This is a genomic window from Pseudomonas sp. St386, assembly GCF_018325865.1.
GTDB classification, from domain to species: domain Bacteria; phylum Pseudomonadota; class Gammaproteobacteria; order Pseudomonadales; family Pseudomonadaceae; genus Aquipseudomonas; species Aquipseudomonas brassicacearum.
Genome location: NZ_AP021900.1, coordinates 4345803 through 4371304, shown reverse-complemented (window position 1 = coordinate 4371304; position 25502 = coordinate 4345803). Strand labels below are relative to the sequence as shown.

At 61.8% G+C, this 25502-nt stretch carries 25 protein-coding genes and 1 pseudogene; 12 read left to right on the top strand and 14 right to left on the bottom strand.

All coding sequences use genetic code 11. The features are described from left to right. Positions 1-9: 9 nt before the first annotated feature. A complete protein-coding gene (locus KI235_RS19160) occupies positions 10-960 on the bottom strand; it encodes a TAXI family TRAP transporter solute-binding subunit (RefSeq protein WP_003203270.1) in 951 nt (316 codons plus the stop codon). 100 nt (positions 961-1060) lie between these two features. After that, entirely contained in the window at positions 1061-2059 is a 999-nt protein-coding gene (locus KI235_RS19155) for a LacI family DNA-binding transcriptional regulator (protein WP_003203268.1), read from the bottom strand. Positions 2060-2226: 167 nt separating this feature from the next. Here KI235_RS19155 and KI235_RS19150 point away from each other — a divergent pair, with 167 nt between their 5' ends. The 3 genes from KI235_RS19150 to KI235_RS19140 all read left to right on the top strand — a co-directional run bounded on the left by KI235_RS19150 (position 2227) and on the right by KI235_RS19140 (position 5916). Next, complete coding sequence (locus KI235_RS19150) at positions 2227-3402, top strand: Gfo/Idh/MocA family oxidoreductase (protein WP_003203266.1); 1176 nt, start codon at positions 2227-2229, stop codon at positions 3400-3402. Further along, positions 3399-4478, top strand: coding sequence for a sugar phosphate isomerase/epimerase family protein (locus tag KI235_RS19145; RefSeq protein ID WP_244864258.1), 1080 nt, complete (start codon positions 3399-3401; stop codon positions 4476-4478). The genes KI235_RS19150 and KI235_RS19145 overlap by 4 nt, the downstream gene beginning before the upstream one ends. A 205-nt stretch (positions 4479-4683) precedes the next feature. Then, complete coding sequence (locus KI235_RS19140; RefSeq protein ID WP_013693690.1) at positions 4684-5916, top strand: nucleoside permease; 1233 nt, start codon at positions 4684-4686, stop codon at positions 5914-5916. A 24-nt stretch (positions 5917-5940) separates the two neighbouring features. On the opposite strand, the gene KI235_RS19135 is transcribed toward KI235_RS19140, so the two are convergent. Then, the gene (locus KI235_RS19135) at positions 5941-6597 is read right to left on the bottom strand and encodes a polysaccharide lyase family 7 protein (RefSeq protein WP_027912009.1); all 657 of its coding nucleotides are present in this window, start codon (positions 6595-6597) and stop codon (positions 5941-5943) included. Positions 6598-6843: 246 nt separating this feature from the next. Between KI235_RS19135 and KI235_RS19130 the strand changes: the two genes are divergently transcribed. After that, positions 6844-7179, top strand: a complete 336-nt coding sequence (locus tag KI235_RS19130; RefSeq protein WP_003203257.1) for a hypothetical protein — start codon at positions 6844-6846, stop codon at positions 7177-7179. A gap of 105 nt (positions 7180-7284) precedes the next feature. On the opposite strand, the gene KI235_RS19125 is transcribed toward KI235_RS19130, so the two are convergent. The 5 genes from KI235_RS19125 to KI235_RS19105 form a co-directional block, all read right to left on the bottom strand. Continuing rightward, a complete protein-coding gene (locus tag KI235_RS19125; protein ID WP_003203255.1) occupies positions 7285-9048 on the bottom strand; it encodes an L-lactate permease in 1764 nt (587 codons plus the stop codon). Positions 9049-9341: 293 nt separating this feature from the next. Beyond that, positions 9342-9722, bottom strand: coding sequence for a RidA family protein (locus KI235_RS19120; RefSeq protein WP_013693688.1), 381 nt, complete (start codon positions 9720-9722; stop codon positions 9342-9344). A 73-nt stretch (positions 9723-9795) separates the two neighbouring features. Beyond that, complete coding sequence (locus tag KI235_RS19115) at positions 9796-10674, bottom strand: NmrA family NAD(P)-binding protein (protein ID WP_028237181.1); 879 nt, start codon at positions 10672-10674, stop codon at positions 9796-9798. Between the two features lie 17 nt (positions 10675-10691). After that, entirely contained in the window at positions 10692-11375 is a 684-nt protein-coding gene (locus KI235_RS19110; RefSeq protein WP_003203249.1) for an SOS response-associated peptidase family protein, read from the bottom strand. 288 nt (positions 11376-11663) lie between these two features. Then, a complete protein-coding gene (locus KI235_RS19105) occupies positions 11664-12617 on the bottom strand; it encodes a LysR family transcriptional regulator (protein WP_060613973.1) in 954 nt (317 codons plus the stop codon). A gap of 100 nt (positions 12618-12717) precedes the next feature. Between KI235_RS19105 and KI235_RS19100 the strand changes: the two are divergent. Beyond that, positions 12718-13580 (top strand): annotated as a pseudogene (locus tag KI235_RS19100) (aldo/keto reductase family oxidoreductase). Here KI235_RS19100 and KI235_RS19095 read toward each other — a convergent pair. Further along, positions 13577-14359, bottom strand: a complete 783-nt coding sequence (locus KI235_RS19095; protein WP_013693687.1) for an MBL fold metallo-hydrolase — start codon at positions 14357-14359, stop codon at positions 13577-13579. The pseudogene KI235_RS19100 and the gene KI235_RS19095 sit on opposite strands and share 4 nt — an antisense overlap. A 91-nt stretch (positions 14360-14450) precedes the next feature. On the opposite strand from KI235_RS19095, the gene KI235_RS19090 reads away from it, so the two are divergent. Beyond that, the gene (locus KI235_RS19090) at positions 14451-15419 is read left to right on the top strand and encodes a helix-turn-helix domain-containing protein (RefSeq protein WP_038858969.1); all 969 of its coding nucleotides are present in this window, start codon (positions 14451-14453) and stop codon (positions 15417-15419) included. A 6-nt stretch (positions 15420-15425) separates the two neighbouring features. Here KI235_RS19090 and kefC read toward each other — a convergent pair whose 3' ends face one another. From kefC to KI235_RS19070, 4 genes are all read right to left on the bottom strand, one after another. Then, complete coding sequence (kefC, locus tag KI235_RS19085) at positions 15426-17252, bottom strand: glutathione-regulated potassium-efflux system protein KefC (protein ID WP_003203237.1); 1827 nt, start codon at positions 17250-17252, stop codon at positions 15426-15428. Between the two features lies 1 nt (position 17253). Next, entirely contained in the window at positions 17254-17775 is a 522-nt protein-coding gene (kefF, locus tag KI235_RS19080; RefSeq protein ID WP_003203235.1) for a glutathione-regulated potassium-efflux system oxidoreductase KefF, read from the bottom strand. Between the two features lie 177 nt (positions 17776-17952). Further along, complete coding sequence (locus KI235_RS19075; RefSeq protein ID WP_212795246.1) at positions 17953-19287, bottom strand: ATP-binding protein; 1335 nt, start codon at positions 19285-19287, stop codon at positions 17953-17955. Beyond that, positions 19284-19994, bottom strand: coding sequence for a response regulator (locus tag KI235_RS19070; RefSeq protein WP_003203231.1), 711 nt, complete (start codon positions 19992-19994; stop codon positions 19284-19286). The genes KI235_RS19075 and KI235_RS19070 overlap by 4 nt, the downstream gene beginning before the upstream one ends. Positions 19995-20372: 378 nt before the next feature. Between KI235_RS19070 and KI235_RS19065 the strand changes: the two genes are divergently transcribed. From KI235_RS19065 to KI235_RS19050, 4 genes are all read left to right on the top strand, one after another. Further along, complete coding sequence (locus KI235_RS19065) at positions 20373-21161, top strand: VacJ family lipoprotein (RefSeq protein ID WP_003203229.1); 789 nt, start codon at positions 20373-20375, stop codon at positions 21159-21161. Beyond that, entirely contained in the window at positions 21154-21390 is a 237-nt protein-coding gene (locus tag KI235_RS19060) for a hypothetical protein (protein WP_003203227.1), read from the top strand. The genes KI235_RS19065 and KI235_RS19060 overlap by 8 nt, the downstream gene beginning before the upstream one ends. A gap of 155 nt (positions 21391-21545) precedes the next feature. Next, on the top strand, positions 21546-22847 hold the full coding sequence (locus KI235_RS19055) for an Nramp family divalent metal transporter (protein ID WP_060613972.1): 1302 nt from the start codon (positions 21546-21548) through the stop codon (positions 22845-22847). Between the two features lie 69 nt (positions 22848-22916). Then, positions 22917-23396: a VOC family protein gene (locus KI235_RS19050; RefSeq protein WP_013693684.1), complete on the top strand. Its 480-nt coding sequence runs from the start codon at positions 22917-22919 to the stop codon at positions 23394-23396. 217 nt (positions 23397-23613) lie between these two features. Here KI235_RS19050 and KI235_RS19045 read toward each other — a convergent pair whose 3' ends face one another. Next, positions 23614-24015, bottom strand: coding sequence for a RidA family protein (locus KI235_RS19045; protein WP_003203221.1), 402 nt, complete (start codon positions 24013-24015; stop codon positions 23614-23616). Between the two features lie 132 nt (positions 24016-24147). Here KI235_RS19045 and KI235_RS19040 point away from each other — a divergent pair, with 132 nt between their 5' ends. Further along, positions 24148-25074, top strand: coding sequence for a LysR family transcriptional regulator (locus KI235_RS19040; protein ID WP_212795245.1), 927 nt, complete (start codon positions 24148-24150; stop codon positions 25072-25074). Positions 25075-25108: 34 nt separating this feature from the next. Continuing rightward, positions 25109-25501 carry a GFA family protein gene (locus KI235_RS19035; protein ID WP_003203217.1) on the top strand — a complete coding sequence of 131 codons (393 nt, stop codon included), beginning with the start codon at positions 25109-25111 and terminating at the stop codon, positions 25499-25501. Position 25502: the final 1 nt, after the last annotated feature.

Here is a 25502-nt window from a genome sequence, read left to right as displayed (position 1 = left end):
CGTAGGGTGTTACAGCGCGCCCACTTCCTTGTAGTAGCGCTCGGCACCGGGGTGGAGTGCGATCGGCAGGTTTTTCGCGGCGTTTTTCAAGGTGATGTCCTTGGCCGCCGAATGGGAAGTGCCCAGGCGAGTGAGGTTCTCGAAGAGCAGCTTGGTCATCTGGTACGCCACCTCATCCGGCACGTCCTCGCGGGTGACCAGGATGTTGGTGATGGCCACGGTCGGTACGGCGTCGGTCTGGCCGTCGTAGGTGTTGGCCGGAATCATTGCGCTTTGATAGGCCGGGTTAGCGATTTTCTCCACCACATCGGTGGGCACCGATACATAGCTCAGCGCCATGGTCGAGGCCAGGTCACGAATGGCCGCCATCCCCAGGCCGGAGGACTGCAGTGTGGCATCCAGTTGGCGGTTCTTGATCAAGTCCACCGACTCGGCGAACGGCAAGTACTGGACCTTCATGTCCTGGTAGGTCAGCCCTGCGGCCTTGAAGATCGCCCGGGCATTGAGTTCGGTGCCGGATTTTGCCGCGCCGACGGAAACGGTCTTGCCCTTGAGGTCGGCCAATGTCTTGATGCCGGACTCCTGGCTGGCGACGATCTGGATGTAATTGGGATAGGCGCCAGCGATGGCGCGCAGTTTGGTCAACGGTGCCTTGAAACCGGCGTCTTCCACACCGTTCCTGGCATCCGCCACCGAGTCGCCCAGGGCCAGGGCCAGCTCGCCACGACCGGCTTGCAGCAGGTTGAGGTTTTCCACCGAGGCCTTGGTGGCTTGCACCGATGTCTTGGCGTCCTGGATACCACTGCTGTAGATCTGCGAGAGCCCGACCCCGATCGGGTAATAAACCCCACTGGTGCCCCCCGTCAGGATGTTGATATACACCGGGGCTGCCTGGGCCGTGGTGCTGACCACCAGGGCTGCCGCGGCGGCCAGGAGGGTGAAGCGCTTGTTGACTCGCATGGGGACCTCTCCGTCTTGTTATGGCTGTATGCAGAGTCTTTCCACTGTAGTTCAAACGGGGGCGGTGGCGAGTCGAGCCGTGGTCAGGAGGTTTTTGTGGTTATGCCAGGGGCGCCGTACTGCCTCGCACCGTCAACTCAAACGGCAACACCACATGCCGTTCGGCAATCGGCTTTTTCTCGATCAGGGCAATCAGCATCTCTACCGCTTTTTGACCAAACGCTTCGGCAGGTTGCGCAATGGTGGTCAGGGGCGGGTCGCAATAGGCGGCGAACGGGATGTCGTCAAACCCCACCAGGGAAATATCCTCGGGCACCCGCAGGCCCATTTGCTTGATGCGCCTGAGTGCGCCGATGGCCATCTCGTCGTTTTCACAGAACAACGCACTGGGCCGGTCGACCAGCGCCAACATCGCGCCGGCTCCGTCATCACCGGCCTTCAAGGTGAAGTCGCCATGGCAGATCAGGCTTGGGTCGACGGCGATACCGGCCTGGCTCAGGGCATCCTGGTAGCCGGCCACGCGGTCCAGGGTCAAGGGGCTGCTGCGCGGTCCCTTGATGATGCCGATGCGGCGATGGCCGAGGCCGATCAGGTGCTCGGTCATGGCCTGGGCGGCGGCCCGGTTGTCGAGGCTGATGGTTGGGTAGGGGGCGTTCTTGACCACTTCGCAGGCGTTGACCAGCGGCAGGCTTTCAGCGCCTGCGGGCATCGATTCGAAAGGATCGCTGGCGCGCAACTGGATCACCCCGTCGGCCTGGTGGGCGTAGACCAGCGCGGCGAATTCCCGCTCGATCTGCGCGCGGCCCTGGGTGTCGCACAGCAGCAATCGATAACCCGCCGCCTGCGCGGCCTGCTGCGCGCCGCTGATGACCCGGGCGAAAAACGTGTTGGCGATGGTCGGCACCAGGATCACCAGGTTGCCGGTGCGCCGGGAGCGAAATTGCACCGCCATCAGGTTGGGCCGATAGCCGGCCTGTTCCACCGCCGCGTTGACCTTGTCCCGCGTCTCGGGAAGCACCCGTTCGGGCGATTTCAGGGTTCTGGACACCGTGGCCACCGACACACCGGCCAGCCGGGCCACTTCACGAATGTTGGACAAAATCACCTCGGGGGGCAGGGGCTACGGTTGGGGAGCTTACCGCAGGTTGAGCGCCTCACAAATGTTCATGCGTGACCTCGTGGGGTTTGACACGCAGGAAAACTGAGCCTAGATTTCCGCCATGATGTAACCGGTTACATTATCATCCTCACAGGAAGACAATCGCGATGAATCCTGTAGCACCGAAAATAAGAATGGGCTTCGTCGGCGGTGGAGAGGGCGCGTTCATCGGCCAGGCCCACCGTCAGGCCGCGGGCCTGGACGGCGGTTTCGAACTGGTCTGCGGCGCATTCAGCCGCGATCCTCACAACACTCGGCAGACCGGCGCGGCCCTGGGCCTGCCAGCGTCCCGTTGCTACCACGACTGGCAGCAGATGCTCGACACCGAAGCGCTGCTGCCTCTGGATCAGCGCATGGAACTGCTGGTGATCGTCACGCCCAATCACCTCCATGCGCCTATCGCCAGCCAGGCCTTGAAAGCCGGTTTCCATGTGTTCAGCGAGAAACCCGCCGCGCTGGACCTCAACGAGTTGCTGGCCCTCAGGGACGTGCTGCAAGGCAGCCGTTGCCTCTACGGCCTGGCCCACACCTACCTGGGCTATCCCATGGTTTGGCAGGCCCGGGAGATGGTGCGTTCGGGCGAGATCGGCCAGGTGCGCAAAGTGCTGGTCGAGTACCCCCAAGGCTGGCTCAGCCAGGATGTCGCCGCTCAGGGTAATAAGCAGGCGGAGTGGCGTGATGACCCCGGGCAGTCCGGCCTGGGCGGTTGCATCGGCGACATCGGCACCCACGCGTTTTCCCTGGCCGAGTTCGTCGCAGACCAGCCTATCCAACAGCTATGCGCCGTCTTGGGCACGCACGTCCCGGGCCGACAATTGGATGACGACGCCGCGATGCTGTTCAAGATGGCGAGCGGTGCCAGCGGCGCGTTGATCGCAAGCCAGGTCTGCACTGGCGAAGAGAACCCGCTGAAGATTCGCGTCTACGGCGACAAGGGCGCCTTGGAGTGGCGCCAGGAAGAACCGGCGAGCCTGATCCATCGCGCCTTTGACCAACCCCTGCGCATCTTGCGTAGCGGTGTCGGCCAGCCGTGGCTGTGCGCGGCGGCCACGCGGCGCATGCGCCTGCCGGCCGGCCATCCCGAGGGCTATCTGGAGGCCATGGCCAACCTCTACGGCGATTTCGCCCAGGCCATTCGCAACCATGTCGAAGGCCCTGACGTCCCTGGCGTGCCCGGCATCGAGACCGGTTTGCGTGGCATGGCATTTATCGAGGCCGCCATCCTCAATCACCGTGGCGACGCGAAATGGACCGCCGTGCAAACCGGAGCATCCCTGTTGTGAATACCCTCGACAAGACACCGAACGGCCTGCGTGGCCCAGGCATTTTCCTGGCGCAATTCATGTCCGCCGAAGCGCCGTTCGACACCCTGGCCAACATCGCCCAGTGGGCGGCGTCGCAAGGCTACAAGGCCATTCAATTACCGACGTCGGGCACCCAATACATCGACCTGGCCCGGGCCGCCGAGAGCCAGGATTATTGCGACGAGCTCAAGGCCACCTGTGCCCAGGCCGGTGTCGAGATCAGCGAGTTATCGACGCACCTGCAAGGCCAGTTGGTGGCGGTGCACCCGGCGTTCGACGTGCTGTTCGACGACTTCGCCCCGGCCCATCTGCGCGGCCAGCCCCAGGCACGTACCGAGTGGGCGATCGAGCAACTCAAGCTGGCCGCCCGCGCCAGCCAGCGGTTGGGGCTGAAGGCTCATGCAACGTTTTCCGGCGCGCTGCTGTGGCCGTATCTCTACCCATGGCCGCAACGTCCGACAGGCCTGGTGGAGCAAGGGTTCGCCGAACTGGCGCGGCGCTGGTTGCCGATTCTCGACTGCTTCGACGCGGCGGGGGTGGACCTGTGCTACGAAATCCACCCCGGCGAAGACCTCCACGACGGGGCCTCGTTCGAGCGCTTCCTGGAGGCCGTCGATCATCACCCGCGGGCGGCGATCCTCTATGACCCCAGCCATCTGCTGCTGCAACAGATGGACTACCTGGGTTTCATCGATCGCTACCACGCGCGCATCCGCATGTTCCACGTCAAGGACGCCGAGTTCCGCCCCGACGCCCGTTCCGGGGTGTACGGCGGTTACCAGGGCTGGGTCGATCGGCCCGGGCGGTTCCGTTCGTTGGGCGATGGCCAGATCGATTTCAAATCGATCTTCAGCAAATTGACCCAATACGATTTCAGCGGTTGGGCGGTCCTGGAATGGGAGTGTTGCCTGAAGGATTCGCAACAGGGCGCCGCAGAAGGCGCTGCGTTCATCCAGCGGCACATGATCAGCAAGACGCGCAAGGCTTTCGACGATTTTGCTGGTGTAACGGCGGATGAAGACTCCAACCGGCGGTTGCTGGGCCTGTTGAGGTAGCCGGCCCAACCCAAAAACCTGTGGCGAGGAAACCCGGTGTGGGAGCAAGGCTTGCCCGCGATGAACGAAAACGCGGTTCAACGGTTAGACCGTGGCGCGGCCATCGCGGGCAAGCCTTGCTCCCACAGTGGAGGTAAATCCCTTTGCAACAAAAGCGGTGCGTTTTTTCTTTCTTCACAAGAACAACAATAAAACGGTGACTGTCATGACCACGATGAACGCACGCCTCAGCGTGATGATGTTCCTGCAGTTCTTTATCTGGGGTGGCTGGTTCGTCACCCTGGGGACTTTTCTCTCCAGCACGCTGGGCGCCAGCGGCGGGCAGATCGGCATGGCGTTTTCCACTCAGTCGTGGGGGGCGATCATTGCGCCGTTTGTCATCGGCCTGATCGCCGACCGCTACTTCAATGCCGAACGGATCCTGGCGGTGTTGCACCTGCTGGGCGCGGCGTTGCTGTATCAGCTGTATTCGGCGGCGGACTTCAGCGTGTTCTACCCGTATGTGCTGGCGTACATGGTGGTCTACATGCCGACGCTGGCCCTGGTCAATTCCGTGGCGTTCCGGCAAATGCGCGACCCGGCGCTGGAGTTCTCGCGCATCCGGGTGTGGGGCACGATTGGCTGGATCGTCGCGGGCGTGGTGATCAGTTTTGTATTCGCCTGGGATTCGCGTGAAGCGATCTCTGCAGGCGGTTTGCGCAATACCTTCCTGATGGCGGCCATCGCTTCCCTGGTCCTGGGGCTCTACAGTTTCACGCTGCCGGCCACGGCGCCGTTCCAAGAGCAGGCGAGCGGTGGCGGCATCAAGCAGTTGTTGGGCTTGGATGCATTGGGTCTGTTGAAGGACCGCAGCTACCTGGTGTTCTTCATCGCCTCGATCCTGATCTGCATTCCCTTGGCCTTTTATTACCAGAATGCCAACCCGTTCCTGGCCGAAACCGGCATGACCAACCCGACGGCGAAGATGGCCATCGGGCAGGTCTCGGAAGTGTTGTTCATGTTGCTGTTGCCGCTGTTCATCCAACGCTTCGGCATCAAGCTGGCGCTGTTGGTGGGCATGTTGGCGTGGGCGCTGCGCTACCTGTTGTTCGCCTACGGCAATAACGGCGACCTGGCGTTCATGCTGTTCACCGGCATTGCCCTGCACGGCATCTGTTATGACTTCTTTTTTGTCTCGGGGCAGATCTACACCGATGCCAAGGCGCCGAAGCATTTGCGCAGTTCGGCCCAGGGCCTGATTACCCTGGCGACCTATGGTGTGGGGATGCTGATCGGCTTCTGGGTCGCGGGGCAGGTGACCGATCACTTTGTCCTGGAGGGCGGCCACGATTGGAAAAGCATCTGGCTGTTCCCGGCCGGTTTCGCGTTGCTGGTGTTCGCCTGTTTCCTGTTTTCCTTCAGCGGCCGGCAGGCGGTTAGCGCGCCATCAAAGGCCTGAAGCACAAGCAGGGCTGGGCGTCAGTCATTTGTGGCTGACGTCCAGTTTGGTGTAGGTCACTTTTCCGCCTTCGTTGGAATAGCCTTTGTTGTCCAAGGTGTAGACGCCGGCCTTGAAATAGAAGTCGTAGCCTTGCCAGGACTTGTCCAGCTTCACCTGTTTGCCACTGTTGCCGATCAGCACCGAGAGCTGGCCTTGCTTGTCCATTTGCAGCGTGTACGAGAAGGATTTGTTCAACGGCACCTTGGGCACGGTGTAGATCACCGGGCTCTTCTTGTCCTTGGGCTTGATCCGGTATTCCACGTCGATATTGCCGGTACCCTTTTCGTAGCGATATACCAGCTTCAACAACGGCGTCGGCGCGTCCTTGGCGTGAATCTGTGCCACTACCACGCGGCCTTCGGAAGGCACCTGGTTCACCGACAGCTCGCCCTTGAGGGTGTTGGTGCCGCTGTTGTAGCGCCAGTTGCGCAGCTTTCCGTCTTTGCCGGTTTCCCGCAGTTCCGAGCGCGGGTATTCGCTTTTACCGGTATGGGAGCCAGTGACCGGCGCCCAGAAGACGATCCGCTGGCCGTTGTTGTCGAAGTACTTGTTTTTCAGGGTCGGCATGGCTTTGGTCGCCACGACCTGCGCCGGCGTTTGCACGGGCAGGGTAATGTTCCAGACAGTCAGGTCAATCATGATAAAACCCTCCAACGGGACCGGCCGTTACCTATCGGCCGTCAAGGCAAGAACTGCCTTCCGTGGCGCAGTTTTCATGTTATCGACGAGGGCCTGCTTCGCTGGAGGCGCAACTGACGGATGGCTCTGCGATGAGCCTTCCAGGCGCTGAATAGGGCGGATTATCGTATGTCAATTTGTTGCTGATCGGTTAGAGTACGCGCCGCCCGAGAGACGGATCCCGGGCGTTTTCTCATGGAGTATTCAATGAATCACATCAGCAAAGTTGTCGCCTGCGCACTGTTCGGCCTGGCCCTGGCGGGTTGCACCGGCACCCCGATGAAAACCCAGCAATACGACAGCAGCCAATACACCGTTGTCGGCCACAGCGAAGCCAAGGCCACCGGCCTGCTGCTGTTCGGCGTGATCCCGATTCGCCAGAACAACCGTTTCGTGCGTGCCCAGGACGCGGCGATCAAGGCCAAGGGCGGCGACGCCATGATCAACACCCAAGTCCAGGAAAACTGGTTCTGGGCCTGGGTCCTGACCGGCTACACCACCTCGGTGTCTGGTGATGTGGTCAAGCTGAAAAACGTTCAGTAACACCGTTGTTTTGATCGTTCCCACGCTCCGCGTTCCGTTAAGCGTGACGCAGAGCGTCAGTGGGTGCATTCCCACGCGGGAGCCTGGGAACGATCAATATTCCTGTTAGCGTCCTCCCACCACCATATGACTGAACGGCGCCACATACGCCTGCAACGTCACCAGCCCGCCCACCAGAATCGCCAGCACCACCGAGTGGAAAAACACGTAGCGCAGGATCTCGCCTTCGTGACCGTACCAACGGGTGGCGGTGGAGGCGACCACGATCGACTGGGCGTCGACCATCTTGCCCATGACCCCGCCGGAACTGTTGGCCGCAGCCATCAACACCGGGCTGATCCCCAACTGTTCCGCTGTCACCCGTTGCAAACCACCGAACAGCACATTGGACGCCGTGTCCGAACCGGTCAGCGCCACGCCGAGCCAGCCCAGCAAGGTGCCGAACATGGGGTAGAAAATGCCCGTAGCGGCGAAGGCCAGGCCCATGGTCGCGTCCAGGCCTGAGTAGCGCGTGAGAAACCCCAGGGCCAGCATCGCCACGATGGTAATCAGCGAGTAGCGCACCACCCAGAGCGTTCGCAGGTAGTGGTGCAGCAGTTGCGGGATGGAATAGCCCATCAGCAAGCCACCGAGAATCGCCGCCAGGAAGATGCCGCTGCCGGTGGCGGTGAACCAGTTGAACTTGTAGACCGCTTCCTCGGTTTTAGGCTGGGGCACCACGGGCGGGACTTTTTCGATCTGCTGGTGGATGGTGCCGAAGGTCACCAGGGGCGAGAAGATCGGGTTGGCCTCACGCATCGGCTTGCCTTGGGGGTCGAGCTTGGCCGATTGGGTCTGCGGGTCCAGCGCCGGGCGGGTATCGAACAGGTTCTTGAAACTCTGGGTGCCCCAGGCGAACACGAATACTGTGAGGATGATCCACGGCATCCAGGCCCGCAGCACAGCCGGTCGCGCATCACTGGAAAAGGTGGCGCTGGCCTGCGGTTTTTCATCTTCGCTGGCGTCGATTTTCGAATCATCGACCCGTCCCGACAACGCTGCGGACGTGTGCACCGTGGCCGGTTTCCAGACCTTTAGAAAGCCGGTGAGGCAGGCCATGGAAATCAGCGCGGCAATCACATCCACCAGCATCGGCCCGTGGTAGTTCGACACCAGGAACTGCGGGATGGCGAAGCTGACACCGGCCACCAGAATCGCCGGCCAGATCTCCAGCATCTTGCGCCACCCGGCAAACGCCCAGATCAACCAGAACGGCACGATCACCGAAAAAAACGGCAACTGCCGACCGACCATCATCGACAACTCCATTTCATCCAGCCCGGTAACCTTGGCCAGGGTGATGATCGGCGTACCCAGGGCGCCGAACGCCACGGGCGCGGTATTGGCGATCAGCGCCAGGCCCGAGGCGGCCAAGGGGGAGAAGCCCAGCCCGATCAGGATCGCCCCGGTCACCGCCACCGGCGTGCCGAAACCCGCCGCGCCTTCGAAGAACGCACCGAAGCAAAACGCGATCAGCAGCAATTGCAGGCGTCGGTCGTCGGTAATGCGTGCGAGGGAATCCTGCAAGACCTTGAACGAGCCATTCTCGGTGGTCAGCCGGTGCAGGAAAATGATGTTGAGGACGATCCAGCCAATGGGCAGCAGCCCGTTGGCCGCGCCGTAAAGTGCCGCCGAACCGGCCATGCCGGCGGGCATGCCGAAGGCGAAGATCGCGATCAGCAAGGCCGAGGCCAGGGCCATCAACGCCGCCAGGTGTGCCTTGACATGAAAGAACGCCAGGGACGCCAGCATCACCACCACGGGAACCGCCGCCAGGAGCGTCGACAGCACCGCATTACCGAAGGGATCGTAGACTTGTTGCCAGACCATGTTCCACCTCTGCTTTTTATTGTTGGAAGTGCAGGCCCCGGGGGATTGGCAAAGAAGTATAGGCGGGGATTGGGGGAGGGGATTGGTCCAGGAATAGCCAGGCATACTCCAGTCGATCGTTCCCACGCTCCGCGTGGGAATGCCGCCAGGGACGCTCCGCGTTCCGATTCTGGGATGTGACGCAGAGCGTCACGGGATGCATTTCCACGCAGAGCGTGGGAACGATCAGGTTGCGGGAGCTGCGGAAGATCGTTCCTCACGCTCCGCGTTCCGCTTCTAGGCAGTGGGCTCGCTCAGCCCTTCGCCGCCATCGCTGTCACTTCCACTTTCATCCCTTCAACCGCCAGCGCCGCCACGCCCACGGCGGCACGAACCGGCCAGGGTTTGGCGAAGAAGCGTTTGTAGACCTCGTTGAAAGCGGCGCGGTCAGCCATGTCGGTCAGGTAGATGGTCAGGTGCAGGACCCGATCCATGGAGCTGCCGGCGCCCTCCAGGGCGGTCTTGAGGGCTTGCAGCGTGCATTCGCTCTGCCGGGTGATGTCGCCCAGTTCCAGGCTGCCGTCGGCGTGGGTGGGGATTTGCGTGGAAACCAGCAGGCCGCCGAAACCGGCGACGTCGGAGGAAATGGAGTCCGCATCCGGATCTGGAATAAACGTAATGTCTGGGTTGCTCATGCAAAGCCTCATGCTGGAAAAGAAAAAGACCGCCGCAGTTTACCGTCCATTGCTGCGCCGTTCCTGCATTCCTTTATCCGTGCGCTCCCAGCCCGTTGTTTTGCACCAGCGCCTGGATGTAGGCCTCAAGCGTCGTGGTGCCGTGCAAGGCGTCGTCGCCCACGTCGAAGCCGCTGTCGAGGCTGACGGCGCTCATGCGCGCATAGGATTGCGCCGCAGCGAGGCTGAAGCCGAGGCTTTGGAAGGTGCTTTCCCATTGGTCCCTGGGTATCACGTGCACCTCGACCGGCCGGCCGAGCGCCTGGGAAAATGCCTGCGCCACATCGTTGGGCGAGTACAGGCGAGGTCCCTGCACGTTACGCACGCCAATGTCATCAACCGACGATAGCAACCGCGCGGCCGCCATTTCGCCCAGGTCCCGGGGCGCAACCATGGGGAAGGCCAGGTCGGCTGGAAACAGCGTGGGCAGCTTGCCGGTCTCGCGCACGGTATCGAGCAGGCTGTCCCAGTTGCTCATGTAATAAGCCCCGCGATTGATCGCCGCCGGGATCGACTGGTTGCTCAGCCCTTCTTCCAATTCCCACAAGACGCTGAGATCGCCGATACGCTCGCCAGGCTGGGCGCCGGCGGTGGATTGCACGACGATTTTCTCAAGGCCCGATCCGTCGAGGGCAGCCAGGATGTTGGCGACCGTGCGCCGTTCCACCGCATCGGTATCGGTACTGGGAGCCGCCGGCGGGTTGAGAATGAACGCCCTGCGCCCAAGCCGAAAGGCGGCGCGCAACGACTCGACGTTTTCGGCGTCCGCTTCGACGATTTGAGCGCCCCTGGCGTGCCATTCGGTGGCGTGGGTGGCGTTGCGGGTCAAGATAGTCACGGCATGCCCTGGCGCCAGCAAGGCTCGGGCCGTGGCCGAACCAACGTGGCCTGTGGCGCCCATGATCACGTACATGGCTTTATCTCCCAAAGTCAAAGTCCGCCCTGGGCCGGACGCTGGGTTGTCATTTCCGCTTCAAGGTGCGGTTGCGCGCTGTTCAGGCGTGCGGCCAGCTGTTGTGCCTGTTCCCATCCCAGCGCGGGCTCCAGCCAGTCGAGCGCATCGTCGGCGCTGAAGGCCAGGACCCGCTGCTGCTGGTTGACGATGTCGCCATACGTCACCAGGGCCAGCCCGTCACAGCCAAACGGGGTCTCGCTGGCCTGGGCCAGGGCGGCCAGGAAGATTGGCGCCGATTGCCGCGAAGTGGTGTAGGTGAGGCGTTGCGCCTGGGAGGGCGAGGCGGGGGCTTGCGACTCATACCAACCCTCCACGGCGACCAGTACGCGGCCCTCGTGCTTGATGGGATCGAAGACCTTGGAGCGCATCACCAGATGCAAGGGCAGATGGGTCAGCGGCGGCATCGTTCCGACCGACCAGATCGGTGACCAACCCCAGCGAACCTTGATGCACTCCAGGTGCCCACCGCGACGACGAATGGCGCTGACCTGCATGTCTGGCTTGATCAGGCTCTGGCGGTCCTGGGCCTTGGGCGGCGTTGTCACGTGCAGGTCCAGGGGCGTCACGCTTGCATCGAAACGGCTGCCGGGCGTGTCTCGCTGGGCGAAATACGCCAGGGAGTCTTTTGAAGAAACGTGTTGAACAAGACTGTCACACATAACGAAAACTCCCGGCAGTGAAACGCAAAGCATTCCCGATGTGCCCGCCGTTCAGGCCGTGACGGTCGAAGCGCGTCATCGTGGCTTTCAGCGGTGTCATGTAGGTCCGAGCCGTGGCGAATGGCTTGGTTCGAAAATCCTTGCGGCGGGGAGACGAGCGGGCAAAGGGGTGAATGCATGACCGCCATCGCGAGCAGGCTCGCTCCCACAATGGATTTGTGGTGGGGCAGGATTTTAGCTACGCAGCCGAACCCCTGTGGGAGCGAGCCTGCTCGCGATAGCGGTGTATCAGCTTGCGGGGAGGTTGGCTGTGCTGACGCCATCGCGAGCAGGCTCGCTCCCACGCTGTTGTGCATGGATGAAATCCACAAAAGCCCTCAGCGGCGAGGGCAGGTAGCGGCGGCCTGGGTAGTAGAGGAATGGCCCGGTAAAGCGCTGCCACCAGGGTTCGAGTACCGGCTCGAGGGCGCCGCTGTCCAGGTAGGGCCGCAACCAGTCCTCGAACAGATGGACAATGCCCAGCCCATCCACCGCAGCCTGTACCGCCAGGTCCATCGCGCCGCCAATACGCACGATCAACGGGCCGCTCGGGTCGACGCTCATCGTTTCGCCGTCACGTTCATATTCCCACAGGGGCAGGGCGCCGCTGGGAAACTTGCCCGTCAGGCAGGCATGCCCAAGCAGGTCCCGTGGATGCTCGGGGCGGCCCCTGGCGTCGAGGTAGGCCGGTGAAGCGGCCGTTGCAAAGCGCTGGAACCGTGGGCCGATGGGAATGGCGATCATGTCCTGCTCCAGGCGCTCGTCGTAGCGAATGCCGGCGTCACAGCCCGCCGCGAGCATGTCGACGAAACTTTCTTCGGTGACCACTTCCAGGCGGATGTCGGGGTAGCTTTTCAGGAACGGCGTGATGATCGCCGGCAACACCAGCCGGGCGGCGCTGACCGGCACGTTCAGCCTGAGGGTGCCCGAAGGCCGGTCGCGAAAGTCGTTGACCACGTCCATCGCCGCCTCTACCTCGCCCAGGGCCGGGACGATGCGTTCCATCAACCGCGCACCGGCCTCGGTCGGGACCACGCTGCGGGTGGTACGGTTGAGCAGGCGTACACCGAGCCGGCTTTCCATCCGGCGTACGGCATCGCTGAGGCTCGACGCGGACTTGCCGCTCAGCCGCGCACCTTCACGAAAGCCCTTCGCATTGACCACGGCCACAAAGGCCAGCAAGTCTTGAATATCCGTTGCCATTGTTCTCTCCGCCGTACAACCCGTGCTGATTGCACCTGATTATCAAGGGAATGGTCAACGCCTATAGTCGGCCCACTCACATTGATCCGAGGGCGACGAGATGAACATTGCAGGCAAGGCAGGCAACTTCTTACTGGGCGATCGCGCGGTCAATCGCATGGGTTACGGCGCGATGCAGTTGGCGGGGCCCCAGGTCTTCGGGCCGCCCAAAGATCCGGCGGCCGCCATCGCCGTGCTGCGCGAAGCAGTGGCGAGCGGGGTCAACCACATCGACACCGCCGATTTCTACGGGCCCCATGTCACCAACCAGCTGATCCGCGAAGCGCTGCACCCTTACGCCCAGGACTTGGTCATCGTCACCAAGGTCGGCGCTGTTCGCGGTGCCGACGCGTCCTGGAACCCGGCCCACAGCCCAGCCGAGTTGACCCGTGCGGTCCACGACAATCTGCGCAACCTGGGCGTGGAGGTATTGGACGTGGTCAACCTCAGGGTGTGGGGCGACCTGCATTCGCCCACCGAAGACTCCATCGAAGAGTCGTTCACGACACTGGCCGAGCTGCAGCGCCAGGGCCTTATCCGTCACCTGGGCCTGAGCAACGTCACGGCCGCGCAGGTCAAGCAGGCCCAGGGCATTGCCCAGGTGATCTGTGTGCAGAACCACTACAACCTGACTCATCGCGACGACGAACAACTCATCGCTGACCTGGGCCGGCAGGGCATCGCCTACGTGCCGTTCTTCCCCTGGGTGGCTTCACACCGCTGCAATCGGAAACCCTTTCCAGCGTGGCGACGCGCCTGCAGGCATCACCGCTGTGCGTGGCCCTGGCGTGGTTACTGCAACGGGCGCCGAATATCCTGCTGATTCCCGGTACGTCGTCGTTGGCGCACCTGCGGGAAAACCTCACTGCGAGTGAGCTGAAGATCCCTGCGCCGATGCTGGCCGAGTTGGACGGGTTGGCCTAGGCCGCCCGAAAGACCAACGTCTCGCCATCTTTTGGTATCAACAACCGGCCTGCGACACCGGCCAGCGCGGCTGCTTCGGCAAGGGCTTTGCGTGTCGTCGGGCAGTGGCTGATCGCTTCCAGGTGATTGGCCACCACGGTCCCGCGAGATAAACGAGTGAACTCCAGTGTCTCGTCGATGCCCATGATGATGTCGCCGCCGATATCGAACCGTGCCCCGCCTGCCGGAACTACGCTGACCTGCGGTTGGTGTCGCAAGACGAATTCGCACACGGTGGGGGTGAGCACGGTATCGCCGGTGAGGTAGACGCTCGGTTCGCCGGGCAGCTCGATCAGGTAGCCGACGCCATGCTCCATCAGCTTGCCCACCAGACCCAGCCCATGGGTGCATCGAACGGAGCGAATAGTGCCGCCCAGGAATGGGTTGGGTTGGTCATGCGCCTTGGCCAGTGGTTGGACATTCAGGCCACGCTTGGTGAGGTAGGGGGCGTCATGGGGTGTGCAGATGACCGGGATCTGTTTTTCCCTCAGCCACTGCTTGGCTGCGCGATCCAGATGGTCGAAATGGCCTTTCTGACAGTGGGTGATCAAGCAATGGGTGACCGTATCGAGGTCCTTCGCTGTCGAGGCCGGAAGCGCCACCAGCGGATTACGCTGCGTGGCACCAAACAGTCGGAGCGGCGGCAGCGTGCCCTTGCCAGCCAGCATCGGGTCGACGAGCACGCGATACGGGCCGAATTCAAGAATGATCGTGGCGTTACGGATCTGCTGGATGTTCATGAGGCGTTCCTGTTGAGCGAGCGCTTCATGGTGCCGATCCTTTCCCATGTGCATAATGGCCGGATCTGACATCTTTGATTCGTTTCCAGTCATGATCAAAAAACTTCGAGTCGGTCTGCTCCTGTTTCCCGGCTGCATGCCCGCGGGCCTGTTCGCGTTCGCCGATCTGCTGCATGCCGCCAACCGCAGAAGAGGGCGGGTGCTGTTCGAGGCTCGCTACATCGCGTTGCAGGCCGGGCCGGTGGTATGTGCCCATGGCGTGGCTCTGCAGGCGGAAGCGGTGTTGGGCAGTGCGGGTTTGGATGCCGTTCTGGTTCCTGGCTTCTGGGCCGAATCGGCCGAGCAGGTGAATGCGGTGTTGGCTGAACAGACAGCCCTCGTGAGCGCGCTGTCCAAGCATGCCCGATCGCTTCAGCTCTGGTCCTATTGCACCGGTGTCTGCCTGCTGGCCGCCGCCGGTCGATTGGACGGGCAGGGCGCGACAGTGACCTGGTGGCTGGCGCAGGCGATGCAGCAGCAGTATCGAAAAATCCATTGGCAAAGCGAGCAGAACTGCGTGTTCAACGAGCGCACGGCGACCGCGTCCGGGGTGAACGGCTACCTGCCCATCGCCGAAAAGCTCATCGAACGCAGCGTCAGCAGCGACGTACTGCGCGATATCACGCGGCTCATGGTGCTGCCGCGCCCGGCCATTCCCCATGCGGCGTTCCAGGGCACTGCCCTGATCGAGCAACCCAGCGGATGGTTGCGGCACTTGCATGGGTTGATCGAACAGATGCCGGCCGAGCGGGTCACCGTCCAGGCCCTGGCAAGCGAACTGGCGGTGTCCGAGCGCACGTTGGCACGCAAGGTCAGCCGTGAAACGGGTGAGACTGTCGCGGCCTACGCCCGGCGCATCAAGTTGAACCAGGTCAGCGAACGCCTGACGTTGACGGCGCTGCCTCTCGCCAGCATCGGCGCCGAGCTGGGTTTCAGCAGCAGTTCCAATTTGCAGCGTATGTTCAAGGCGCTGACCGGGCTGACGCCGGTGGTGTACCGGCGCAAGTTCGGGCGTGTGTGACGCCGGTCAACCGGCCGTCTTTTCCGTTTCGTTGCGATGATGTTCCTGCCAGTTGTCGACGGGGCGGGCACGGTCTTCGTTGAACATGTCCGTGAGCAGCGCATTGGCGCGCCGGTAGGCATCGTGGCGGAACTTGAGGTCATCTTCCGGCTGGGCGACGATTTCCTCCAGCATCTTGAGGTTCAGCCGTCGGAACTGGTCAGCCCGTTCGCGCGCTTCGTAAGCCCCGACGCCCATGTGCTCCAGCGCACTGCGACCCAATGACAGCGCGCTCTCGAAGGTTTCCCGCTCGGCCGCCTCCACACCCATCTGCCGCAGGGTGATGAGGTGGCCCATGTCCCGCGCCCGCACGATCAACTGCAACGCAGGGAAGTGCTCCTGGGCCAGTCGGGTCAGCGTCAGATTGTCTTCCCGATCGTCGATCGCATTGATCAGCACCACCGCTTGGGCCGCGCCTGCTGCATGCAACAAGTCGAGGCGCGTGGCATCGCCATAAAAGACTTTCACGCCGAACTTGCGCAGCGTCTCGATGTTGTCCGGGTCGTGATCCAATACCACCACCTCGACGCCGCAAGACATCAACAGACGTCCGGCGATCTGCCCGAAACGGCCGAACCCGGCGATGATCACCCGTGGGTTCTGCTGATCGACGAGGTCGGATTCGCGTTTGTTTTTCTTGGCAACGGACTCGAATCGATCCAGCAACACGATCAGCAAGGGCGTCAGGCACATGGACAAGGCCACCGCCAGGGTCAGGCTCTTGCCCCATTGATCGGTCAAGATGCCGGCCACGGTCGCCGCACCAAACACCACGAAGGCGAACTCGCTGCCTTGGCCCAGCAACACCGCCTGCCAGGAGCGCTGGCCGGCGGGGACGTTGAGGAACCGGCCCGCCATCTTGATCACCAGCAGCTTGATCAGAATGAAACCCAACGTCAGGGTGACGACCTTCAGCGGTGCGTTGATCAGGGTGCCGAAATCGATCGACATGCCGACACCGATGAAGAACAAGCCCAACAGCAGGCCTTTGAACGGCTCAATGTCGCTTTCCAGGGCATGGCGGTATTCGGAGCTGGCGAGCAGGACCCCGGCGAGGAACGCGCCCATGGCCATCGACAAACCGGCCTCTTCCAGCAGAAAGCCGAAGCCGAACACCAGGAACAGCGCGACGGCACTGAATATCTCGCGCAAGCCTGAGCGTGCCGCGAAGCGCAGCAGCGGCCGTGTCACGTAGCGTCCCAACAGCACGACGATGGCGATGGCGGCGACGATTTTGCCAATCGATAGCAACAACGCCGTGCCCGAAGGCGTGTCGCCGTGGGCCGACAACAGCGGAATCATCGCCACCAGCGGAATCGCCGCGATGTCCTGGAACAGCAGCACGGCAAAGCTGCTGCGGCCGACGGCGGTGGCGGTCAGGTTGCGTTCGCTCATCGCCTGCATGGCGATGGCCGTGGAGGACAGGCTCAGGGTCAGGCCGACCAGCAGCGCTGCCGTCCAGTTCAGGCCAAGGGCGGTGCAGAACAAGCCAATGGCAGCGCCACAGGCGAGCATCTGCAGGGCGCCACCACCAAACACCATCTTGCGCAGGGCCCAGAGCCGTTTGGGGTCGAGCTCAAGGCCGATGATGAACAGCATCAGCACCACGCCGATTTCAGCGAATTCCAGAATGGCCTTTACGTCGGTAATCAGCTTCAGCCCCCATGGGCCGATGATGCACCCGGCCAGCAGGTAACCCAATACCGGACCCAGGCCAAACCGAACGGCAATCGGTACGATCAGCGTCGCCGAGGCCAGGTAGATCAGCATTTCAATCAGGCTGTGCGTCTCCATTTCAATCTTCCTTCCAGGCGGCCAGGCGTTCGCCGTAGTGTTCGATTTGTGCGTGTTGGGCCTCAGGGTCGGCGGCATAGGCGCCATGCACGACCACCGGCTCCAGCCAGCGCATGCCGCAGTAAATGGCCGTGGCGTGGAGCGGTTGGGCCAGCGCCGAAAAATCGGGGTAGTCGCCGATCGCAAAATGCGCGTGATCGCCACCGGTGGTAACGGCCCACAGCAAGCGCTTGCCTTTGAGGGCGATGGCGTCTTTACCGTAGGCCCAGCCGTGGGTGAATACCTTATCGATCCACAGTTTCAGCAGGGGCGGTGTGCTGTACCAGTACATCGGGTGCTGGAGGACGACAAGCTCTGCTTGTTCCACCGCTCGCTGTTCCGCCTCGACGTCGATGTCGAAGTTGGGGTAAAGCTCGTAGAGCGAACGTATGACCACGTCCGGGTTGGTCGACACTCGCTTGAGCATCTGCTGGTTGACCCGCGATTTGTCGGGGTAGGGGTGCGCATAAATGATAAGAATCATCGGTGAATTCCTTGGTTTGGCTCCGTCGATTCCTGTCTGTCGTGAGCGCGAACGATGGCATTGAGTCGGGCGATACAAACAAGAGCACCTTCCTGGAACAGGGTCCAGGCCGGAAAAACCGGACATCCTACCGAGGAAGGCGCTGATTGTTTAGAGCGGATCGGTACATCGGGCACTTCAGTCAAGCGGCAGCGAGACCCTGGCCTCCAACCCGCCGCCGCGTCGATTCCTCAGGGTCAGCGTGCCTCCATGCTCCAGCACTGTCGCCCGGGCCGCCGACAGGCCCAGCCCGACGCCGCCGGTGTGTTTGTTGCGAGAGCCTTCGATGCGAAAGAACGGCGTGAAGACCTGCTCAAGGTGTTGCGCGGCGATGCCTGGTCCGCGATCCAGAATGCAAATGTCCACACGATTGGCGTCGGCCTCGAGTCGAATAGTCGGCGCGTTGCCATATTTGATTGCGTTGTCGATCAGGTTGACCAAGGCGCGTTTGATGCCGATGGGGCGGCCGACATAAACCAAGCGGTGGGCGTCATCGAATGCGACCTCGGTGCCGGCGTCCTTGAGGTCATCGACGATGGTGTGCAGCAGCTCGGCCAGGTCGAACGCGGTGGCATGTTCCAGGCGGGCATCGTCGCGGAAGAATTCCAGGGCTGAGTTGATCATCGCCTGCATTTCGTCCACGTCCCTGAACAAGCGCGATTGCTGCTCGGCATCCTCGATGAATTCCCCGCGCAGGCGCATGCGCGTCAACGGCGCGCGCAAGTCATGGGAGATGGCGGCGAGCATCTGCGTGCGGTCTTGCAGAAAGTGCTTGAGCTGGGCCTGCATGGCATTGAAGGCGAGGATCGCCTGGCGGATTTCGTGGGGGCCGATGACCGGAATCGGTGGTGCCTGGTGGTCGACGCCGAAGCGTCTGGCGCCTTCGGCAAAGCGTTGCAAGGGTGCTGCCAGGTGTCGCGTGGCGATCAGCGCGACGATAATCGTCGACACCAGGATCAGCGCCAGCATGATCAGGCTGCGCTCCCATTCCTCCAGTCCCCAACTGCGCGCAGGCAGGGAAAACGCGACCCACGAGTGGTCGGTCAATTCGATCATCGCGGCGTAGCGTGCGCCGGGCTGGCCGGCGTGCCAATCGCTTGGCTCATAGCCCTCGATCCTCGCATCGGGCCGGCCCAACTGTTGGCGCAACCGCAGTGCGCCATCGTTGTATTCGGGGTCGTCGATCACTGGCAGCTTGGCATCTTCATGGCGTTGGAGCCATTGCGCGTTGAAGCTCTGGTCACTGGCCGCCCTGGCAATGGTGGGCCGCTGTTCGGGCGCTGCCGAGTCGATGATGCGTGTGATGGCGGCGACCTTTTCAATCAGGCCGGTTTCCATCAGGGGCGGGCGGGCCCAGGCATCAGCCAGTTGGCTGAACAGCGCGTTCAGGGCCAGCAATGTCAGCATGGCGACCAGGGTGGTCAGGGCGATCCACCGCGCCAGCGTATCCCTTGGCCGTCGAGTGTATTTCATCGCTTCACCACGTGGGGGCTGAAGAGGTAGCCGCTGTTGCGCACGGTACGGATCATCGATACGCCGGTGAGATCGGTCTCCAACTTGCGCCGCAATCGACTGACCTGGACATCGATGCTGCGGTCAAACGCATCGAAGGTTTCGCCGCGAGCCAGGTCCAGCAACTGCTGGCGGGTCAGCACCCGGCGCGGGTGTTCGGCAAACACCAGCAGCAGTTCGAACTCCCCGGTGGACAGCGGGATCATGACCTTGTCCGGTGAACGCAGTTCGCGCCGGGTGACGTCCAGTTGCCAGTTTTCGAACTCCAGGATTGGCCGGGAGGAGTCGTTCAGCGTGTCCCTGGCTTCACCGGTGCGCCGCAGCACGGCACGCACCCGGGCCAACAGCTCGCGGGCGTCGAACGGCTTGGTCAGGTAATCGTCCGCCCCCAGCTCCAGGCCGACGACGCGGTCACTCAATTCGCCCATGGCGGTGAGCATGATGATGCCGACCGTGTGCTCGGCCCGCAGTCGTTGGCAGAGCACCAGGCCGTTGTCGCCCGGCAGCATGACGTCGAGGATGATGAGGTCCGGCACCCGCCGTTCCACCGCCTGCCACAAGGCGGTGCCGTCGGCGGCCACATCCACGCTGTAGCCATGTTGTTCGAGGAATTTGCGCAAGAGGGCGAGGACTTCGAGGTCATCGTCCACCAGTAATAAATGGCTCACGGTGGGCACGCAGGGTAATGAATACAGGAGGCGATACTAGGGTCAATCCAGGGCCTGCGTCATATATTTCAATCCGGCAATAAAGTTGCCGGCGGGCAATATTCTGGAAATCTCCAGGCAAAAAAACAGCGGCAGGATGGCCTTTGATGTCGGTCAGTTAAAAACGAGTCAGCCCTACACAAAACCTGTGGCGAGGGGATTTCTGTGGGAGCAAAGCTTGCTCGCGAAACAGGCGCCTCGATACTTGAAAGTCCGCGTCGCCTGCATCGCGGGCAAGCCTTGCTCCCACAGCAAGCGTCCTCCTCTTCACAAGGGTTGTGTCTGGCACCGTTTCCTAGCTGATTGGCAATTCCCCATTCCTCGCCGAGATCACCCTGTATGCCGATCACCAGACCCGCTCCGTTGTTTGTTCGATCCACCGTTGTGGTTGTATTGACGGCACTCGCCAGCGGTTGCTCCAGCACACCAGCTGCAAAACCAGGCTCCTGTGAACGCGCGACCTATACCGTTCACGATCCCGCAGAACCGGTCAACCGCGGCATCTTCGTGTTCAATCGGACCGTGGATGACTATGCGCTGGCCCCGGTTGCCCGTGGTTATCTCAAGCTGCCGGAGATGTTCCAGGCCGGCGTCCACAACTTCGTGGCGAACTTCGGTGAGCCCAAGGTGTTCATCAACGACTTGCTGCAAGGCAATGCACAACGCTCGGTCAACACACTGGGGCGGTTCGTCATCAACACCACCGCGGGCATCGTCGGGCTGATCGATGTGTCGGGCAAGCTGGGCATCGAGCGCCACAAGGCCGATTTCGGCCAGACCTTCGGCGTCTGGAACGTCGCCCCCGGACCGATCGTGGAACTGCCGTTGCTGGGCAGCGCCAACCTGAGAGACGCGACGGGCAAAGTGCTGAGTTTTGCCGTCGACCCGTTTGGCGGCAACAGCAGCACCGTCGATACCCTGGGTACGATCAACACCGTCGGCGGTGTTGTCGATGGCCGCGCCGAGGCATTGCCGCTAACCGACCAGTTGCAGACCGAACCGGATTACTACGCGGCGCTTCGTGATGCAACGGCGCAGCGGCGTGCCGATCTTGTCGCCCAAGGCAAGTTGGGAGCGGTGGTGCAGGAAGACCCGCAATGCCAGGACGGAGCCGCTGCAGATGAATAACCAGGCGTTGGTCCTGCATCGGCGAATGCGCGCACTCGATCCGGATGTGCTGCATTGCCGTGAGGTTGAACTGCGGTTGGCCGAGGATGGTCGCCACGTGCTGCTCAACCGATATGTCGAGTTGTATCGCCATGAACACGTCAGTTGGTGCGCCATCCAGCAGCATCGGGTGCCGTTGGCGAGGATGGTGCGCTGGATGGTCGATAACGGCGAGCAGGTGAGGGGTTAGTGGCAATTTGCTCCTGGAATACAACGGTACTTTGAGAGCGGATGCCATGAAACATTTCTACATAATTACGCATTAATAATGGTTGTACGACGTCGTATCTAATATGTTCGACTGTGGCCGTTTCTCACAAAAAAAAATAAACGGAGATTCCATCCATGACGAGCATTCCTTCCGCTGAAGGCCAGGCTGCGGCGTCCACGCAAGGCCGTTTCGTTCGCCTGCTCAAGCTTCTCGGTCCCGGCATCATTGCGGTCCTTTCCTGGCTGGGCGCCGGCGACTTGATCACTTCATCCGTGGCCGGCGCGAATTATGGCTACGCGATGATGTGGGTACTGGCGGTCTCTCTGCTGCTGCGTTACCTGATCGTCAACATCATCGCGCGCTTCCAGCTCTGCAATAACCAGGGCATGACCATCCTGCAAGGTTATGCCCAGCTCAATCCGTTTTTCGCCTGGTTCCTGTTGGTGTATGCGTTGCTCATGGGGCACCTGATGAACGCCTACATGATCAAGGGGGCTGGCGAAGCCTTGGCCATGTTGTTCAAGATCGACTATCCAATGCTGTGTTCGGTGGCTGTGGTGTTGGCGGTGTGGATGCTCGTCGGGCGTAATATCTATTCGATGATCGAAGGCGTGATGAAAGGGCTGCTGGCGATCATGACGCTGGCGTTCCTGGCCCTGGCGGTGATGTCCGGCCCGGATGTCGCCGGCATTGTCAGAGGCACCATCGGCTTCAGTATCCCGCCCGATGAAGGGGTTCACGGCGCGTTGCTGGTAGCCGTCTCGGTGATCGGTGCGGTGGCCGGTTCGATCGCCAACTTCGTTCATCCGTATGTCATGCGCCAGAAGGGCTGGGTAGGGCCTGAACACAAGCGTATCCAGCGTAACGACCTGCTGTTTGCGGTGTTTGTCGGGATCATCATCAACCTGGCCATCTGGATCGTCGGCGCGGAAATCCTGCGGCCCAACGGCATCGAGGTCAACACCCTGGGCGATTTGGGCAAGGCCCTGGAAATGTTCTTCGGTTCGATCGGTTGGTACGTGTTCTTTATCGGTGTGTTTGCCACGCTGTTCGCCAGCATCTCCGGCAAGACCACGGCGTTCCCGATGCTCATCACCGACGCCTTCCAGCACGTACGGCCCGAGCGCCGGGAACGTTACGGCAAAGAGTTCCACCGTGACCCGATGCACAAATGGTTCATGCTGTTCATTCTCGTGACGCCACTGATCTGGTCGCTCCCCGGCATGCCGGACTTCGTCACGCTGACCATCGGCGTCAACGCGCTGAACATCATCGGCTTGCCGGTGATTTCCCTGGGCCTGCTGATCATGTCCAACCAGAAGTCCCTGCTGGGCAAGGAATACCGCAACAACCTGTTCGAGAATATTGCGCTGGTGTTTGCCACCGGCCTGGCGTTGTGGGTTGCGTTTCAGTTGGGCGTCGATCTGTTCACCTGAGGCCCGGTAACCTGCAACTTTCGGAGGGACTGCTAGACTTTATCGTCCAGTCCCATTTGGAGAGCCGGCATGAACAATAAAAACAGGATATGCCTCTGGTACGACGGTACCGCACAGGAAGCTGCGGAGTTCTACGCCAAGACGTTTCCCGACAGTGCGGTGAACGCTATCCATCTTGCCCCGGGCGATTATCCGTCGGGCAAGCAAGGCGATGTGATCACCGTGGATTTCACGGTGATCGGCATCCCTTGCATCGGCCTCAACGGCGGGCCGACGTTCAAGCACAACGAGGCTTTTTCATTTCAGATCGCAACCGATGACCAGGCCGAAACGGACCGCTTGTGGAACGCGATCATAGACAACGGCGGCCAGGCGAGCGCCTGCGGCTGGTGCAAGGACAAGTGGGGGCTGTCGTGGCAGATCAGCCCTCGCGTGTTGGTTGACGCGGTCACCAGTTCCGATAAAGCGGTCGCCAAGCGTGCCTTCGAGGCCATGATGACGATGACCAAGATCGACATTGCCGCGATTGAAGCCGCGGTGAAAGGCTAGCCGACGAATCACCACCATCATTCCCCCTGTGGGAGCGAGCTTGCTCGCGATAGCGCCGGCACAGCCAACATTGATGCAAACTGACCCACCGCTATCGCGAGCAAGCTCGCTCCCACATTGGTGGGTGGTGACTTCGATTTTGCGACCAGCACAGATCCCCCTGTGGGAGCGAGCCTGCTCGCGAAGGCGCCGGTACAGCCACCTTGATGCAGCGGACCTATAGAGTGGTTTCAGGCAACCTGGCTATCACCTTGATCTCGAACTGAAACCCATACAGCCACGTCACGCCCACCGCCGTCAGCGTCGGATGCGGCGCGCTGCCCCAGAACTCGGGCACGACGCTCCAGACCCGCTCGAAGGTTGATTCGGGGTCGACCATGAAGACCGTGACGTCCACCACATCGTCAAAGCTGCAATCGGCCGCGGCGAGTATCGCCTTCAGGTTGTTGAACGCCAGCCGAACCTGAGCTTCCAGGTCGGGCTCCGGCGAACCTTCTTCGGTGCTACCAACCTGTCCCGAGACGAACAGAAAACCATTGGACCGAATCGCCGGCGAATAGCGATTACGCTCATAGAGTGCCCGGCGTCCAGGCGGGAAAACCACGTCGCGCTGTGTCATGAATACCTCCATCAAAGAGTGGGTTCCAAACGATGAACTCACTCTAGGGGCTTGTGTCCAGGCGATAAACGAGCAACCTTGGCGATCACTGTTTGTAGAAACCAAACAATCGGATCGACACCCGAGGCACAAATGGATCGTTTTGATGCGATGCAAGCGTTCGTTCGAGTCGTGGAGGCGGGCAGCTTCACCAAGGCGGCTGAAACCCTGCACATGAGCAAGACCACCGTGACCCAATTGGTGCAGCAGCTCGAGGCACGGTTGCGGGTCAAGTTGCTCAACCGCACCACGCGCAAGGTCAACGTCACCGCCGATGGCGCGGTCTATTACGAGCGGGTGATCCGGCTGCTGGCCGACATGGACGATGCCGAGACCAGCGTTTCCGGCGCCCAGGCGTTACCTCGCGGGCGACTGCGGGTGGACGTGCCGAGCCCGCTGGCGGCGATGATCCTGATACCGGCCTTGCCAACGTTCTACGGGCGATACCCGGACATCCAGATCGACATGGGCGTCAGCGATCGCATCGTCGATATGCTCGATGAGAATGTCGATTGCGTGGTGCGCGGTGGTGAGTTGAGGGATCAGTCGCTGATCGCCCGACGCGTTGGCGATCTCGCCCTCGGCGTTTTCGCCGCGCCGAGTTACCTGGCACGGTTTGGCCTGCCCGCGCACCCGCGTGAACTGGAGGATTCGCACCATCGCACCGTGGGTTTCCTGTGGGCACGCACCGGCAAATCCTTGCCCTACGCCATGCGTCGTGACGGTGAGCTGCTTCACGTCAAAGGGCGCTACGCGCTGGCCATCGACGACGGCAACGCTTACCTCGCGGCCGGTTTGGCAGGGCTGGGTGTGCTCTGGCTGCCCAAGTACATGTCCGGGCCTCATCAAGCGCAGGGCGGTTTGGTGCCGCTGTTCGAAGACTGGCACCTCGAGCCGATGCCGCTGTATCTGGCCTATCCCCCGAACCGGCACATCAGCGCCAAATTGCGGGTGTTCATCGACTGGGTCGTGGAGCTGATGGCGCAACATGCGCCTATCATTGATCGACATGTATCTTGAAAGCCGACTGCCCAGTGTGTAGAGGAGACCCACCATGGACCGATTCACCGGTGGTTGCCTGTGCGGCAACGTTCGCATCCAAGCCTCGGGCCGTCCGTATCGGGTTGGCCTCTGTCACTGCCTCGACTGTCGCAAGCATCACGGCGCGCTCTTCTACGCTGCCGCCGTTTTTCCCCAGGATGCCGTGACGATCGAAGGTGAAACACGGGATTATGCCGGACGCTTTTTCTGCCCTCGCTGCGGCTCGTCGCTGTTCGCCCGCTCGGGTGACGAAATAGAAGTGCACCTTGGGACGCTGGACGCCCCCGATCAACTGATGCCCACCTACGAAAGCTGGACCGTGCGCCGTGAGTCCTGGCTGCCGGCGTTTCCGCTCACCCGACACTACGAGCATGATCGCGAGTGGACAGGGCGGGCCGAGGAGTAGG

Excerpts from the sequence above, each read along its gene's own strand:
- KI235_RS19160 (WP_003203270.1), bottom strand. The coding sequence starts at position 960 with ATGCGAGTCAACAAGCGCTTCACCCTCCTGGCCGCCGCGGCAGCCCTG.
- KI235_RS19150 (WP_003203266.1), top strand. The coding sequence starts at position 2,227 with ATGAATCCTGTAGCACCGAAAATAAGAATGGGCTTCGTCGGCGGTGGA.
- KI235_RS19140 (WP_013693690.1), top strand. The coding sequence starts at position 4,684 with ATGACCACGATGAACGCACGCCTCAGCGTGATGATGTTCCTGCAGTTC.
- KI235_RS19135 (WP_027912009.1), bottom strand. The coding sequence starts at position 6,597 with ATGATTGACCTGACTGTCTGGAACATTACCCTGCCCGTGCAAACGCCG.
- KI235_RS19130 (WP_003203257.1), top strand. The coding sequence starts at position 6,844 with ATGAATCACATCAGCAAAGTTGTCGCCTGCGCACTGTTCGGCCTGGCC.
- KI235_RS19125 (WP_003203255.1), bottom strand. The coding sequence starts at position 9,048 with ATGGTCTGGCAACAAGTCTACGATCCCTTCGGTAATGCGGTGCTGTCG.
- KI235_RS19120 (WP_013693688.1), bottom strand. The coding sequence starts at position 9,722 with ATGAGCAACCCAGACATTACGTTTATTCCAGATCCGGATGCGGACTCC.
- KI235_RS19115 (WP_028237181.1), bottom strand. The coding sequence starts at position 10,674 with ATGTACGTGATCATGGGCGCCACAGGCCACGTTGGTTCGGCCACGGCC.
- KI235_RS19110 (WP_003203249.1), bottom strand. The coding sequence starts at position 11,375 with ATGTGTGACAGTCTTGTTCAACACGTTTCTTCAAAAGACTCCCTGGCG.
- KI235_RS19105 (WP_060613973.1), bottom strand. The coding sequence starts at position 12,617 with ATGGCAACGGATATTCAAGACTTGCTGGCCTTTGTGGCCGTGGTCAAT.
- KI235_RS19095 (WP_013693687.1), bottom strand. The coding sequence starts at position 14,359 with ATGAACATCCAGCAGATCCGTAACGCCACGATCATTCTTGAATTCGGC.
- KI235_RS19090 (WP_038858969.1), top strand. The coding sequence starts at position 14,451 with ATGATCAAAAAACTTCGAGTCGGTCTGCTCCTGTTTCCCGGCTGCATG.
- kefC (WP_003203237.1), bottom strand. The coding sequence starts at position 17,252 with ATGGAGACGCACAGCCTGATTGAAATGCTGATCTACCTGGCCTCGGCG.
- kefF (WP_003203235.1), bottom strand. The coding sequence starts at position 17,775 with ATGATTCTTATCATTTATGCGCACCCCTACCCCGACAAATCGCGGGTC.
- KI235_RS19075 (WP_212795246.1), bottom strand. The coding sequence starts at position 19,287 with ATGAAATACACTCGACGGCCAAGGGATACGCTGGCGCGGTGGATCGCC.
- KI235_RS19065 (WP_003203229.1), top strand. The coding sequence starts at position 20,373 with ATGCCGATCACCAGACCCGCTCCGTTGTTTGTTCGATCCACCGTTGTG.
- KI235_RS19060 (WP_003203227.1), top strand. The coding sequence starts at position 21,154 with ATGAATAACCAGGCGTTGGTCCTGCATCGGCGAATGCGCGCACTCGAT.
- KI235_RS19055 (WP_060613972.1), top strand. The coding sequence starts at position 21,546 with ATGACGAGCATTCCTTCCGCTGAAGGCCAGGCTGCGGCGTCCACGCAA.
- KI235_RS19050 (WP_013693684.1), top strand. The coding sequence starts at position 22,917 with ATGAACAATAAAAACAGGATATGCCTCTGGTACGACGGTACCGCACAG.
- KI235_RS19045 (WP_003203221.1), bottom strand. The coding sequence starts at position 24,015 with ATGACACAGCGCGACGTGGTTTTCCCGCCTGGACGCCGGGCACTCTAT.
- KI235_RS19040 (WP_212795245.1), top strand. The coding sequence starts at position 24,148 with ATGGATCGTTTTGATGCGATGCAAGCGTTCGTTCGAGTCGTGGAGGCG.
- KI235_RS19035 (WP_003203217.1), top strand. The coding sequence starts at position 25,109 with ATGGACCGATTCACCGGTGGTTGCCTGTGCGGCAACGTTCGCATCCAA.